Below are 13,042 nucleotides of genomic sequence, written 5' to 3' on the forward strand. Positions count from 1 at the left end.
TCTCCAGTCGGACCGTCCGGCAGCAGGCGTTCCGGCAATGCGTGTTCAGCTGTCATCGAGCTCGGGAAACGCCGCAGGGCGCGGATCCGATCCGGTGGACCGCCCGCGCCAGCTCAGCAGCACCGCCCGCATGTAGTCCCCGCGGGAACCCGCCGCAAGTCACGGACGCCGAACCCGTTCCGTCATCGACACGTTTCGCCGGTTTTCATCGCCGGCTTTCAGGGCTCCGCGTCGTTGCCGGCATAGTCGAGGCGCCCATCCGCGGTCCGGCGCCAGATCCGGAGGGCGATCGGCGCTGCGGAGCGGTCGCCCCGGGCATCGAAGGCCACCGATCCGAGCAGCGTCCGCGACGGCCCCGCCCGTAGGGCCTCGGCCACTTTGCGGCCGTCGGCGATGCGGCCAGTCTTCGGATCGGCCGCCCGGGCGCGCTCGGTCGCCTGGGTCAGGAGCTCCACGGCCGCGTAGGCCCCAGCCGCGACGCTCTCGGCCTCGGGACTCCGCGGCGCCGGGCGGGCGCCGCGCGGTTCGGGCAGGCGCGGTGGATCGGGCGCCAGGGTCATCACGGTCCCGTCCCCGTCTGCGCCGGCCGCCGCGGCGAAGCTCGGGTCGAGGATGCCATCGCTCGCCACCAGGGTCGTGCCGAGGCCGGCCGCGCGCAAAGCGCGGAGCAGGGTGGCGGCATCGGGCGCGAGCCCGCCGAAATACACCGCATCGAGCCGCGCCGCCCTCAGCCGGGCGACGAGGTCGGAGAGATCGCGGCTGCCCCGGGCGAAGCCGTCGAACAGCACCTCCGGCGTGCCGGCCTCCTTCAGACGCGCCGCCACCGCGTCGGCGAGGCCCCGGCCGAAGGTGGAGCGGTCGCTGAGGATCCCGACCCGGCGCCCCGCGAAGGCCTTCGCCAGGTAGGCTCCGGCCGCCCGGCCCTGCTGGGCGTCGCTCGGGCCCAGGCGGAACAGGTTCCACAGGCCCCGGCCGGTGAGCGGCCCGTAGGCCGCCGCGGGCGCCACCATGACGGCCCCGGCCTCCTCGTAGACGGGCGCCGCGGCCGCGACCGCCCCGGATTCGAGCGGCCCGACCACGAGGCGCACGCCGTCGGCGGCGAACTTCCTGGCGTTCGCGGCGGCCTGCCGGGCCTCGCCGCCGTCGTCGGCGGGGACCAGGACCCAGCGCGGGCGCCCGCCGGCGGCGCGATTGAGATCGGCCACCGCCTGCTCGGCCCCCTGCCGCAGTCCCTGGCCGAAGGCGGCGTCCGGCCCGGTCAGCGGGGCCGAAAGCCCGATCCGGACCGGAGCCTGCGCGACGACCGGGCTAGCCGCGAGGAGACCGGCGAGGATCGGGATGAGGCGACGCATCATGGCGGCACTCTAGGGCCGTCGGAGCCCCATCCGGAAGAGCAGCGTCACCGGATCGTTGAACGGATCGGGACGCTGATGCGCGCAGAAGCGCTGGCGGGCGGGCGCGATGTGCGGAATAAGGGCGTCGGCCCGGCCCGTCGCCGGGCGTGCCGGCGCCCCTCCACGCGTCGCCGGCCGAGACCCTCTGGGACGATTGACGATCATGACCTCGCTGTTCGCCGGCATCCAGGACGCGCCGCTCGACCCGATCATGCGCCTGTTCGAGGCCTTCAACGCCGACCCGAGCCCGAAGAAGCTCAACCTCGTCGTCGGCGTGTACACGGATGCGGACGGCAAGGTGCCGCGCCTGCGCGCCGTGCAGACCGCCGAGAAGCGCTGGATCGAGAAGGGCCTGCCGAAGACCTATCGTCCGATCGAGGGCACCAAGCCGTTCCGCGACGCGGTCCAGGAGCTGCTGTTCGGGAAGGGCGCCCCGATCCTGTCCCAGAACCGGGCGGCGACGCTCCAGAGCATCGGCGGCACCGGCGCCCTGAAGACCGGCGCGGACGTTCTGGCCAAGCTCTTCCCGAACGCCACCGTGGCGGTGAGCAACCCGAGCTGGGAGAACCACAAGGCCCTGTTCACCCAGGCCGGCTTCACCGTGGTCGACTATCCCTACTTCTCGGCCGAGACCGGCGGCGCCGACTATCCGGCCATGAAGGCCTATCTCCAGGATCTGCCGAAGGGGTCGATCGTGGTGCTGCACGCCTGCTGCCACAACCCGACCGGCGCCGATCTCAGCCTCGACGAGTGGCGCGACCTCGTGCCCCTGATGGCGGAGCGCGGCCTGATCCCGTTCCTCGACATCGCCTATCAGGGCTTCGGCAACGGCCTCGATGCCGATGCCGAGCCGGTGCGCCTCTTCGCCGAGTCGGGCCAGGAGTTCCTCGTCGCCTCCTCGTTCTCGAAGTCGTTCTCGCTCTACGGCGAGCGCGTCGGTGCGCTCACCATCGTGGCGGAGAATCCGGCCGCGAAGGCCAAGGTCGAGTCCTTCGCCAAGCGCCTCGTCCGGGCGAGCTACTCGAACCCGCACACCCACGGCGCCGCGATCGTCGAGATCGTGCTCACCGATCCGGAGCTGCGCGCCGACTGGGAGCGGGAGCTCGGCGAGATGCGGGACCGGATCCGCGCCATGCGTGAGCGGATGGCCGACAGCCTGCAGCAGCGCCACCCCGAGCGCGGCTTCGACGCCATCAAGACGCAGAAGGGCATGTTCTCCTACACGGGTCTCAGCCCCGCGGAGGCCACCCGCCTGCGCGAGGAGCACGAGGTCTACGCCCTGGAGACGGGCCGGATCTGCGTGGCCGCGGTCAACACCCATAACATCGACCACGTCATCGATGCGATCGACGCGGTGGTGAAGGGCTGAACATGTGGCGGCCCTCAAGCGCGTTTTCCGGTTCAACGTCTGGATCGATCCGGCCTTCGACGAACGCCTGAGGGCCGAGCCCGATATCGACCTGCAGGTGGGCGACCTGCAGGGCCCGGAGGACAAGCTCCGGACGCTTCTGGCGCAGGCCCACGTCTTCCACGTCTCTCCGGCGCGGAACGAGCTGCCGCTCCGCTGGCACGTGAGCGACGCCCTGCTGGCCGAATGCCCGAACCTTCTGGCGGTCTCGTCGGGCGGGGCGGGCTTCGACACGGTGGATGCCGCCGCCTGCACCCGGGCCGGCGTCGCGGTGGTCAACCAAGTGGGCGGCAATGCCCGCTCGGTGGCGGAGCTGGCGATCGGCCTGATGCTCGCCGTCTCGCGCAAGATCTGCGTCTCGGACCGCCTGCTCCGGACCGCGCGCGGCTTCACCCGCGAATCGCTCATGGGCCACGAGATCGGCGGCGCGACCCTGGGCCTGATCGGGATCGGGCATACCGGCCGGGCGGTCGCCAAGCTGGCCCGCGGCTTCGACATGCGGGTCCTCGCCCACGATCCCCTGCTCCCGGACGCCGAGATCCGGTCCCGCGGCGCAGAGCCGGTGGACCGGGCGCGGCTGCTCGCCGAGTCCGACATCGTCTCCCTGCACTGCCCCCTCGACGACACGACCCGGGGCAGCTTCGACGCCCGGGCCTTCGCGGCGATGAAGCCGGGGGCGCTGTTCATCACCACGGCCCGGGGCGGTATCCATAACGAGGCGGCGCTCGCCGCAGCGCTCACCGCCGGACACCTCGCGGGGGCGGGCCTCGATGTCTGGACGCCGGAGCCGCCGCCCCTCGATTCGGTCCTGCTGCAGCTCGACACCGTGGTGGCGACCTACCACACCGCCGGCGTCACCCACGAGGCGCGGCGCACCGTAGCGGCCTGGGGCGCGGAGCAGATCATCGGCCTGCTCCGGGGCGAGACGCCGCCGCGGCTCGTCAACCCGGAGATCTGGCCCGCCGTGCTGGAGCGTCGGGCGCGGCTGCTCGGCGGCGCCTGACCGCGAGCCGGTGCGGGGCTGAAGAGGCTTCGCCTCCGCGTCGATGTTGGACGCCGGCTCAGCCGCGGCGTCGCGCCGTCATCCCGGGTCGAAGGCGATCCCGGCGCCGCAGGGGCATGCGGGAGGCGGGCGATCCGAAGCCGGGGTCCGTGCGAGATCTTCTCGCCTCGATGGGGCTGGATCCCGGGCTCGGCGAAGCGGCCCGAGATGATGGGGCCGAACGGCTCCGATACATCCACCGCTCGCTCGTCCACACACGAGCACCGGAAGTTCGAGGCAACAACGGAGCTGCTCAACCGTACGCCGTGCGCTCCGCCAGCCCGGCCGAACTGTCGATCCCGCTCAGATTGTAATTATTCGAAATCTAGCTTTGCGAAACCTTTCGCAATCAAGCTTGACCGTGAATGTTTCTGCACCGTATCTGGCGCCATTCGAAACAGAACGGTCGACATCGTGGTATGGCGTAACTGTGCAAGATCTTGCACGCGGGCATCGCGCGGCGTTTCCAGGCACGCGGCCCGAATCTCTCTCCTCCTCGCTCCAGTATTTCTTCCGACTTCCGGCTGGGCACAACCTATCGTTGACAACTCCCAGGAGGTCCAGCTCGAGGAACTCTCGGTGGCCGGGACCGGCGACGGGCCGTCCCGCATCGACGGCTACCGGGCCACGCGGGCGGTGAGCGCCACGCGGACCGACACGCCCGTGCGCGAGGTGCCCCAGACCATCGTGGCGGTGCCGCAGGAGGTGCTGGAGGACGCGGCGGCCACGCGGATCGACACGGCCCTCGACCTCGCGGGCGTCGGCCGCGGCAACAATTTCGGCGGCCTCGGCCTGACCGAATTCACGATCCGCGGTTTGGCCACCGGCGAGTATTACCGCAACGGGTTCCCGATCAACCGCGGCTACCCGAACAGCCCCGACATCGTCTCCATCGAGCGCATCGAGGTGCTGAAAGGACCGTCGGCCTTCCTGTACGGCCGCGGCGACCCCGGCGGCACCTTCAACATCGTGACCAAGCAACCCCTCGCGGCGCGCTCCCTCACGGTCGGCACGCAGTACGGCAGCTTCGGCGCAAAGCGGAGCACCTTCGACGCCACGGGCGCCCTCGACGAGAGCGGGCAGGTTCTGGCGCGCGTCACCGGCGCCGTCGAGGACAACGGCAGCTTCCGGGACTTCGTCACCAGCGACCGCTACGCCCTCGCCCCGGTCATCGCCTGGAAGCCGAACGCGGACACGACCATCACCCTGGAGGGTGACTTCATCAGCACGGCGCAGACTTTCGACCGCGGCGTCGTCCCGTTGGGGGGCAACCTGCGCGCCCTGCCGCGCAGCCGCTTCATCGGCGAGCCGGGCCTGCCCCCGGCCCATGTCGACAACGCCCTCGGCCAGCTGCGGGTCGAGCACCGGTTCGACCAGGACTGGGTGCTGAATGCCGGGGCCCAGGTGCTCGGCGGGAACCTGTCGGGCTACGGCGTCGGCGCCATCGGCCTGCTACCGGATGGCCGGACCCAGCGGCGGACGCTGGAATGGCGGGACCTGACGTGGTCCGACCTCGACCTGCAGGTGAACCTCGCGGGCAAGTTCGACACCGGCCCGTTCCGCCACACGCTTCTGCTCGGGCTGGAATACGAGCTCTATCGCTATCGCGAGGTGTTCGACCGCTCGAATGTGGCGACGAACCCGTTCCTCCTCGATCTGCTCGCGCCCCGTTACGGCCAGCCGCTGCCGCCGATCACCGCGCGGGTCACGAATTTCCTGCAGAAGACCGAGAGCTACGCCGGCTACGTGCAGGACCAGATCGACCTCACGCCCCGTCTCCACGCCCTGGTGGGCGTCAGGGTCGAGGACCTCGGGCTGGTCTCGACGAACAACCTGACCAAGGTCACCACCGGCCTGCAGGGCCTGGTGGCGACGCCGCGCTTCGGCCTGCTCTACGACCTGACCGACACGGTGGCGGTCTACGGCAACTACGCGCGCTCCTTCCGGCCCAATATCGGCACGGATCGCAGCGGCCGGCCCTTCGCGTTCGAGGCGGGCGAGGGCTACGAGGCCGGCGCGAAGGTCAGCCTCCTCGACGGCCGTCTCGATGCCACCGCCGCCCTGTTCGAGATCCGGCGCTCCAACATCCTGAGCACCGATCCGGTCGACCCGAATTTCAGCGTGGCCACCGGCACGGTCCGCAGCCGCGGCTTCGACCTGACCGCCGCCGGCTACCTGGCCCCGGGCTGGCGCGTGATCGGGACCTACACGCGGGTCGACGCCACCGTCGCCCGCGACAACACCCTGCCGGTCGGCACGCGCATCGCCAACGTGCCCGCCAACAGCCTCGCGTTCCAGACCGTCTACGAGTTCCAGAGCGGCGACCTGAAGGGGCTCGGGCTCGGCGGCGGCCTCGACTTCGTCGGCCGGCGCGCCGCGGGAACGGCGCTTTCGACCTTCAACCTGCCGCAATACACGCTGGTCAACCTGATCTCGTACTATCAGATCGCGCCGGGCGTACGGATCTACCTCAACATCGACAACGTGTTCGACGCGACGTTCTACGACCGCGCGTTCCAGAACCGCTACGCGACGCCGGGGCAGCCCCGCACGATCATCGGCGGCGTCGCCGCCCGGTTCTGAGGATCCGGCCCGAACCCTAGACCGCCGCCGCCCGCATCCAGCCGAGCCCCGCCTCGGTGCCGGCGGCGGGGTGGTACTCGCAGCCGACGAAGCCGGAATAGCCGACCGCCTCCAGCGCGGCGAAGATCGGGTCGAAGGCGATCGTGCCGGTCCCGGGCTCGTGCCGCCCGGGATCGTCGGCGATCTGGACATGGGCGATGAGCGGCGCGTGCGCCCGGATCAGCGCCGCCGGATCGTGGCCCAGGCAGGCGCAGTGATAGGCGTCGAACAGCAGCTTGACGTTGTCGCGGCCGATCGCCCGGATCGCCTCGACCGCCACCAGCGGGTCGTCGATCACGTAGTCGGCGATCGAGCCGGGGCCGATCGGCTCCACGATCACCGTCATGCCGCGCGCCCCGGCGGCATCGGCCGCGAAGGCGAGGTTGTCGAGGTAGGTGTCCCAGAGCCGCGCCCGCTCGACCCCCGCGGGACGGACGCCCGCCATCGGGTGGACCATCCGGCAGCCGATCTGCGCGACGTAGTCGAGGGTCGGCTCGATGGTGGAGCGGTAGTACGCGACCCGGTCGGGCAGCGCCGCGAAGCCCTTCTCGCCCTTGGCGGCGTCCCCCGCCGGGAAGCCGGTCTGGACCAGCGGCACGCCCGCCCGCTCCAGCCAGTCCGCGACCTCCCGGGCCGGCGTCGCGAACAGGTTGGGATGCTCGACGGCACGGAACCCCGCCCGGGCCGCCGCCGCGAAGCGTTCGGAGAGCGGCAGCTCCGTGAACAGGAAACCGCAATGGCCGCTGAGACGGTCCTGGAAGGCACCGAGCTTCATGGTTCAGGCGCTCCCGCCGGTCTCGACCATCGCCCGCATCCGGTCCACCGCGGCATGGGGCGCGGTCAGGACCGGGACGTCCACGGCCTTGCGCACCGCCTCGGCCGCCCGGGAGGTGGAGAAATGCGCCAGCATGAGCGCGTCGCAATCGGCAAGCTCCGGTGCCCGCTCGGCGACCAGACGGTTGTGGGTCTCGGAGTCACCGGCGCGCAGACGCGCCATCGCGTCGTCCACCAGGATCGTCCGCAGGCTCGCCGGACGTCCGGTCTCGGCAACGAATTCCTCGAACTCGTCCGTCATCGTGCCGACCGAGGGGCCGAAGGTCGCCAGCATGCCGATGCGCTCGCCCCGGGCGATGGCGGCACGGAACATCGCCTCGTTCGGCTTGAGCACCGGCACCGGCACGGCCTCCATCAGCCGGTCGATGGCCGGCCCGAAAGCCGAGCAGGTGATCAGGATGCCGTCGGCGCCCATGTCGTGGCCGTAGCGGCCGAACCGCACGAAGCGCTCGATCATGGCCTCCGAGATCGCGGCCGGCTCCTTCGCCCGATCCAGCGAGAGACCATCGTCGAGCAGATTGACCGTCTCGGCCTCCGGCCAGTTCTCCGCGAAGGCGGTCTGGATCGGTGCCATGGCGACCGGTGTCGCGTGCAGGAGAACGATGCGGGGAGCCATGCCGTGTCCCGGGCTGGTCGAAGCGCCGGCCCGCGGCCGGTCGTGGTGTTGTAAGCGATTTCAAATGGGTAGCAAGATAGCGCAGGTCAGGTTCCGCGACGCCCGGGCGGAGCGGTGCTGGCGCGCAGGATCAACGCGGCGTCGATCTCGGTGAGGCGCACCACCGGCTTGCCCTGGATCCGAGCGATCAGGTGGTCGCCGGCGGCGTGCCCGATCTCGGCGGAGTGGATGCGGATCGTCGTGAGCGGCGGGTCCAGGAAGGGCGCGAAGTCGGAATCGTTGTGGCCGATCACCGACAGGTCTCCGGGGATGGAGAGCCCCCGCGCCCGGGCCTCGATCATCGCCCCAAAGGCGATCTGGTCGGTGCCGCAGATGATCGCGGTCGGCGGCTCTCCGCCGGCCAGCATCTGGCGGAATCCGTCGCGGCCGCCGCCGATCCCGTAGGAGATCTCGATGTCGTGCTCCGGTGCGAGACCGAGGCCGCGGGCAGCGAGCGCCGCCGCGATGCCCGTCACCCGGGCGCCGCCGCGATCGTTGTCCTTGCGCAAGCCCGAGATCACCCCGATCCGGCGATGCCCGAGATCCATCAGGTAGTTGGCCGCCCGGGCCGCCGGGGCGGCGTTGTCGAAGCCCACGCAGGGGCGCTCCCGGGACAGGCTGAAGGTCTGCACCATCGGGATCCCGGCGCGGGCAATCCGGGCATGGAGGTCCGGATGGTGGATGTCGCCGACCAGCATCAGCCCGTCGACGCCGCGCTCCAGCAGGAAGGTCGCCTCCCGCAACTCGTCCTCCAGGTCGTAGCCGGCATTGGCGGCGACCAGGGTGTAGCCCGCCTGCCGCAGCCGGTCCTGGAAGCTCGACAGGACACGCACGAAGGCTTCGTTCTCGATGTTGGGCACGACGGCGCCGACCGCCATGAACCGGCGCGTCGAGAGCGCCCGGGCCGCCCCGTTGGCGACGAAGCCGAGGTCCTGCGCGGCGCGTATCACGGCCTCCCGCTTGTCGGCCCGGACCCCGGCGAAGCCGTTGAGCACCCGGGAGACGGTGGCAGTGGAAACACCGGCGCGGCGGGCGACATCCCGCGCCACCGGGCCCCGGGATGGCGGGTCGAGAATGTCTCCAGGCAAAGCCCCGGTCAGCTCCCGCGTCGAAATCGTCTGCTTCCCTCAGCCAGCATCGACGGTCAGCGCGATGCGCATCGTCCCGGATCGACGGCATATCCGCATCGCGTCGATGCGTGACGCGGCCGGACCCGCAAACCGGCAGTATATTGACACCCCTCTTGCCTCCTGACTATCTGAAAGCGCTTTCAAGACAGCCGTGTATCGGGGCGGCCCGGAGGAGGATCCGATGGCGACGCTCGACCGGCCAGCGTCCGAGTTAAGAACGCCCGAGCGCGCGGCGCCAACCATCGGCGGCGCCGACGCGACGGCGGCGGGCATCGCCGCCCCGCAGGCGATCGTCACCAGCCTGAAGCGCAGCGACGCGGCCACGCCCTACCGGTTCCGCGACCTGCTGGCCCTCGACGATTTCGAGCGGCACGCACGCAAACGCCTGCCGCCGATGATCTTTCAATACGTGGCCGGCGGGGTCGAGACCGGATCGGCCCTGGCGCAGAGCCGCGGTGCCTATGCCGATTACGCCCTTCTGCCCCGGCTGATGCGGGACACCTCTGGGCGCGACACCGCCACGACGCTGTTCGGCCAGACCTACGCGGCGCCCTTCGGCATCGGTCCGCTGGGTGGCGCCGCCTTCATCGCCTACCGGGGCGACCTCGTCCTGGCCGAGGCGGCGCGGCGGATGAACCTGCCGATGTGTCTGAGCGCGTCCTCGCTGATCAAGCTGGAGGACGTGTACGCCCAGAACCCGCAGGCTTGGTTCCAGGGCTACCTGCCGGGGGATCAGAACCGGATCGACCGTCTGCTCGACCGGGTCGAGGCCACGGGCTACCGGACCTTCGTGGTCACCGCCGATACGCCGACGCTGGGCAACCGGGAGCACAACACCCGCAGCGGCTTCTCCATGCCGATCAAGGTGACGCCCAAGGTGGCGTGGCAGAGCGCCACGCACCCGCGCTGGCTCCTGGGCACCGTCGCCCGGACCTTCCTTCAGCACGGGGCGCCGCATTTCGAGAACACCGAGGCGACGCGCGGACCGCCGATGATGTCGCAGGGGGCGGTGCGCAACACCATCGCCCGCGACCAGCTCTCGTGGAAGAACCTGGAGGCGATCCGCAAGCGCTGGTCCGGCAACCTGCTGGTGAAGGGGCTCCTGGCGCCGGAGGATGTCGAGATCGCCCGGTCGTGCGGCGTCGACGGCGTGATCCTCTCGACCCATGGCGGCCGCCAGCTCGACTACGCCGTAGCCCCCCTCGACGTGCTGCCGGAGATCGCCGCCCGGAAAGGCGGCCTGAAGATCATCGTCGACAGCGGCATCCGCCGGGGCACCGACGTGATGAAGGCCCTGGCGCTCGGCGCCGACTTCGTCCTGCTCGGCCGGCCCTTCATGTTCGCCGCGGCGCTGGGCGGGGTGGCGGGCGTCGAACTCGCCATGCGGATCCTCAAGGAGGAGCTCGACCGCGACATGGCGCTGATCGGCGTGAACCGCCTGTCGGAGCTCAACCCCGATTTCCTCCGCCGCGTCCCGCGGCGGGGCTGAGGCAGGGGCGCCGTTGGCCATGAGCGTCGTGCAGCCGCGGGGCTCACCGCCACCCTCGCCGCTCGCATCGCCGTACCCGATTGCAGCCGACCGTCACGGCGTGCGGGACAAAACCCTACATCCGGGACACGGTCCGCTCCGAACGGGCCGCGTGACCGGACGGGCTCCGAGCGGCGCGCGGATCTGCTTTCCCGCACGGGAGAGGGGCGCTGCGCGTCGCGAGGTGAGAACAGGATCGCTGCCGTGTATCGTGGCCCCGCCACCGCGCGCAGCTGTCTATCCCTATCGATCGCGCGTTCTCCCACGCCGCACCGGGGACACCGTCGGCCGAGAGCGCTCTCCGGAGCCGCATCCCATGACCACCGAGACCGTCCCGCAGAAACCCGTCCTCCTGACCGGAGCTTCGGGCGCGCTCGGGCGCGTGCTGACCCGCGCCCTCGGCGAACAGGGGTGGGCCCTCCGGCTTACCGACCGCGCCCCCTTCCCCGACTCCCTGCCCGCGGGGGCGCGCTTCCAGCTTGCCGACCTGGAAGACGGGCCGGCGATCCTGCGGCTGGCCGAGGGCTGCGGCACGATCCTCCACTTTGGGGGGATCTCGGTGGAGCATCCGTTCGAGACGGTGATCGGCCCCAATATCCGCGGCCTCTACCACGTCTACGAGGCGGCCCGCCGCGAGGGCGCGCGGATGATCTTCGCCTCCTCGAACCACGCCATCGGGTTCCACCCGCGCTCCGCGGTGCTGGACGACGATTGCAGTCTCGCGCCGGACGGCTTCTACGGCCTGTCCAAGGCCTACGGCGAGCTGATGGGCGGCCTCTACCGCGACAAGCACGGGGTGGAGAGCGTCTTCCTGCGGATCGGCTCGTGCTTCCCGGAGCCCACAGACGCCAGGATGCTGGCGACCTGGCTGTCCTACGCCGACCTGACCCGGCTGATCGCCCGCGCCACCCTGGCGCCGAGCCTCGGACCGGCCGGTTCGGTGGTGATCTGGGCCGCGTCCAACAACAGCCGCATGACATGGTGGCGGCGGGACGGGCGCGCCGTGATCGGCTGGACCCCGCAAGACAGCGCGGATTCCTACGCCGCGGCCCTGGAAGGCAAGACCAGCGGCGACCCGGTGGTCGAGCGCTACCAGGGTGGCGGGTTCGCGGGGATCGATTATTCACGGGCGGCGCCACCACGGTGACGGCGCCCAGGCTTCCGGGCGACGGCACGCCCATCCGGACGCCGCATCCTGATGAAGTCCGGGCGCGGAGCGTCCGGGAGCGGCCATCCGATCGATGGATCGACAGTCGCCCACGCAACCCGATGGAACACGACATGGCAGACGCGCAGACGGTGACACGGCTGAAATGCGCCCTGGTGGTGCGCGGCGCCTTCGACGCGCATGTCATCCCGGCCTGCGAGGCTGCGGGTGGCCGGACGGCGATCCACTGGGCGCCGACCACCGTGATCATGAAGGCGCTCGCCGAGGGTGAGGCGGCCGACGCGGTGGTGGTTCTGTCGGACGCCATGGACCGGCTGATCGCGGAAGGCCGCGTGGAGCCGGAGAGTCGGGTCGATGTCGTGCGCTCGCGTTACGGCATCGCCGTCAAGGCGGGCGCTCCTCATCCGGACATCACGAGCGTCGAGGCGCTGAAACGCACCCTCGTGGAGGCGCGGTCCGTGGCTTATTCCCGTGCGGGGGCCAGCGGGATCTACTTCGCCGGCCTGCTGCCGCGGCTCGGCCTCGCCGACGCGGTCAACGCTCGGGCGACCATCATCCCGCAGGGGTTCACCGCCGAGAAGCTCGTCTCCGGTGAGGCGGACATCGCGGTCCAGCAGATCAGCGAGCTGATGGTGGTGCCGGGGATCGTGGTGGTCGGCCCCTTCCCCGAGCCGGTGCAGGAGGTGACGACCTTCGCGGCCGCGATCCTGCGCGATGCGACCGACCGGGCCGGCGCCGCCCGGTTCCTGGCCGGCCTGACGACGCCGGCGGCGGCTGCGGCGTACCGGGCGAGCGGGCTGGAGCCCGCCTTCTGAAACACACGACGCGGCCGGATCCGGTCAAGCTCTTGATCATTGTCGGCACACCCTGCCCCGGAGCGCAGGGGGGCCGGATGAACGTCTCGCTGCCCGGGGCCATCCCGAGGCCATGGAGCCTGGAACCGAAGCGCAGCCGATACGGGCCGCGAAAGGCATGCGAGTGACTGCGCGCGCGACCCGGTCCGACGCGATCAGGACAGCGTCGCCGAGGCCTGCGCGGCGGGCGCCACCGCGACGGCCTGTTCGACGCGTTCCGGATGCCGGCATCCCATCCCCGAACGGCGCCTGGACAGTGGGACGTCGGACCGCCCGTGCGCCCCCACTCGCACGCGCACGGGATCGACCCTGTCGCGGACGGCGCGGCTCTCCTGATCGTCCGCATCCGGCACGGGCGGCAGGTTCGGGAACGCGCCCCCGCCTGACGCCTGCGGCGACGGCTCTCT

10 protein-coding genes are annotated in these 13,042 nt (G+C 71.1%); 6 read left to right on the top strand and 4 right to left on the bottom strand.

Features of this window, described 5'->3' with window-relative positions; genetic code table 11:
* Positions 1-218: 218 nt before the first annotated feature.
* The gene (locus tag P9K36_RS19870; protein ID WP_278305838.1) at positions 219-1,355 is read right to left on the bottom strand and encodes a branched-chain amino acid ABC transporter substrate-binding protein; all 1,137 of its coding nucleotides are present in this window, start codon (positions 1,353-1,355) and stop codon (positions 219-221) included.
* 202 nt (positions 1,356-1,557) lie between these two features.
* Here P9K36_RS19870 and P9K36_RS19875 point away from each other — a divergent pair, with 202 nt between their 5' ends.
* The 3 genes from P9K36_RS19875 to P9K36_RS19885 all read left to right on the top strand — a co-directional run bounded on the left by P9K36_RS19875 (position 1,558) and on the right by P9K36_RS19885 (position 6,427).
* Positions 1,558-2,763, top strand: coding sequence for an amino acid aminotransferase (locus P9K36_RS19875; protein ID WP_043761359.1), 1,206 nt, complete (start codon positions 1,558-1,560; stop codon positions 2,761-2,763).
* A gap of 4 nt (positions 2,764-2,767) precedes the next feature.
* Entirely contained in the window at positions 2,768-3,805 is a 1,038-nt protein-coding gene (locus P9K36_RS19880) for a hydroxyacid dehydrogenase (protein WP_278305839.1), read from the top strand.
* Positions 3,806-4,423: 618 nt separating this feature from the next.
* Positions 4,424-6,427: a TonB-dependent siderophore receptor gene (locus P9K36_RS19885; protein ID WP_278305841.1), complete on the top strand. Its 2,004-nt coding sequence runs from the start codon at positions 4,424-4,426 to the stop codon at positions 6,425-6,427.
* A 16-nt stretch (positions 6,428-6,443) separates the two neighbouring features.
* On the opposite strand, the gene P9K36_RS19890 is transcribed toward P9K36_RS19885, so the two are convergent.
* The 3 genes from P9K36_RS19890 to P9K36_RS19900 all read right to left on the bottom strand — a co-directional run bounded on the left by P9K36_RS19890 (position 6,444) and on the right by P9K36_RS19900 (position 9,043).
* The gene (locus P9K36_RS19890; RefSeq protein WP_278305842.1) at positions 6,444-7,241 is read right to left on the bottom strand and encodes a TIM barrel protein; all 798 of its coding nucleotides are present in this window, start codon (positions 7,239-7,241) and stop codon (positions 6,444-6,446) included.
* Between the two features lie 3 nt (positions 7,242-7,244).
* The gene (locus P9K36_RS19895; RefSeq protein ID WP_278305843.1) at positions 7,245-7,916 is read right to left on the bottom strand and encodes an aspartate/glutamate racemase family protein; all 672 of its coding nucleotides are present in this window, start codon (positions 7,914-7,916) and stop codon (positions 7,245-7,247) included.
* Between the two features lie 86 nt (positions 7,917-8,002).
* Positions 8,003-9,043, bottom strand: a complete 1,041-nt coding sequence (locus tag P9K36_RS19900; RefSeq protein ID WP_278305844.1) for a LacI family DNA-binding transcriptional regulator — start codon at positions 9,041-9,043, stop codon at positions 8,003-8,005.
* A gap of 223 nt (positions 9,044-9,266) precedes the next feature.
* Here P9K36_RS19900 and P9K36_RS19905 point away from each other — a divergent pair, with 223 nt between their 5' ends.
* From P9K36_RS19905 to P9K36_RS19915, 3 genes are all read left to right on the top strand, one after another.
* The gene (locus P9K36_RS19905) at positions 9,267-10,574 is read left to right on the top strand and encodes an alpha-hydroxy acid oxidase (protein ID WP_278305845.1); all 1,308 of its coding nucleotides are present in this window, start codon (positions 9,267-9,269) and stop codon (positions 10,572-10,574) included.
* Positions 10,575-10,929: 355 nt separating this feature from the next.
* On the top strand, positions 10,930-11,760 hold the full coding sequence (locus tag P9K36_RS19910) for an NAD(P)-dependent oxidoreductase (RefSeq protein ID WP_278305846.1): 831 nt from the start codon (positions 10,930-10,932) through the stop codon (positions 11,758-11,760).
* 134 nt (positions 11,761-11,894) lie between these two features.
* Positions 11,895-12,596 carry a substrate-binding domain-containing protein gene (locus P9K36_RS19915; RefSeq protein ID WP_278305847.1) on the top strand — a complete coding sequence of 234 codons (702 nt, stop codon included), beginning with the start codon at positions 11,895-11,897 and terminating at the stop codon, positions 12,594-12,596.
* The last annotated feature ends 446 nt before the right edge of the window (positions 12,597-13,042 follow it).

The organism is Methylobacterium sp. 391_Methyba4, assembly GCF_029691625.1.
GTDB lineage: Bacteria > Pseudomonadota > Alphaproteobacteria > Rhizobiales > Beijerinckiaceae > Methylobacterium > Methylobacterium fujisawaense.

Bases quoted from the DNA above. Each gene is read 5' to 3' on its own strand.
- P9K36_RS19870 (WP_278305838.1), bottom strand. From the start codon at position 1,355: ATGATGCGTCGCCTCATCCCGATCCTCGCCGGTCTCCTCGCGGCTAGC.
- P9K36_RS19915 (WP_278305847.1), top strand. From the start codon at position 11,895: ATGGCAGACGCGCAGACGGTGACACGGCTGAAATGCGCCCTGGTGGTG.
- P9K36_RS19895 (WP_278305843.1), bottom strand. From the start codon at position 7,916: ATGGCTCCCCGCATCGTTCTCCTGCACGCGACACCGGTCGCCATGGCA.
- P9K36_RS19905 (WP_278305845.1), top strand. From the start codon at position 9,267: ATGGCGACGCTCGACCGGCCAGCGTCCGAGTTAAGAACGCCCGAGCGC.
- P9K36_RS19910 (WP_278305846.1), top strand. From the start codon at position 10,930: ATGACCACCGAGACCGTCCCGCAGAAACCCGTCCTCCTGACCGGAGCT.
- P9K36_RS19890 (WP_278305842.1), bottom strand. From the start codon at position 7,241: ATGAAGCTCGGTGCCTTCCAGGACCGTCTCAGCGGCCATTGCGGTTTC.
- P9K36_RS19875 (WP_043761359.1), top strand. From the start codon at position 1,558: ATGACCTCGCTGTTCGCCGGCATCCAGGACGCGCCGCTCGACCCGATC.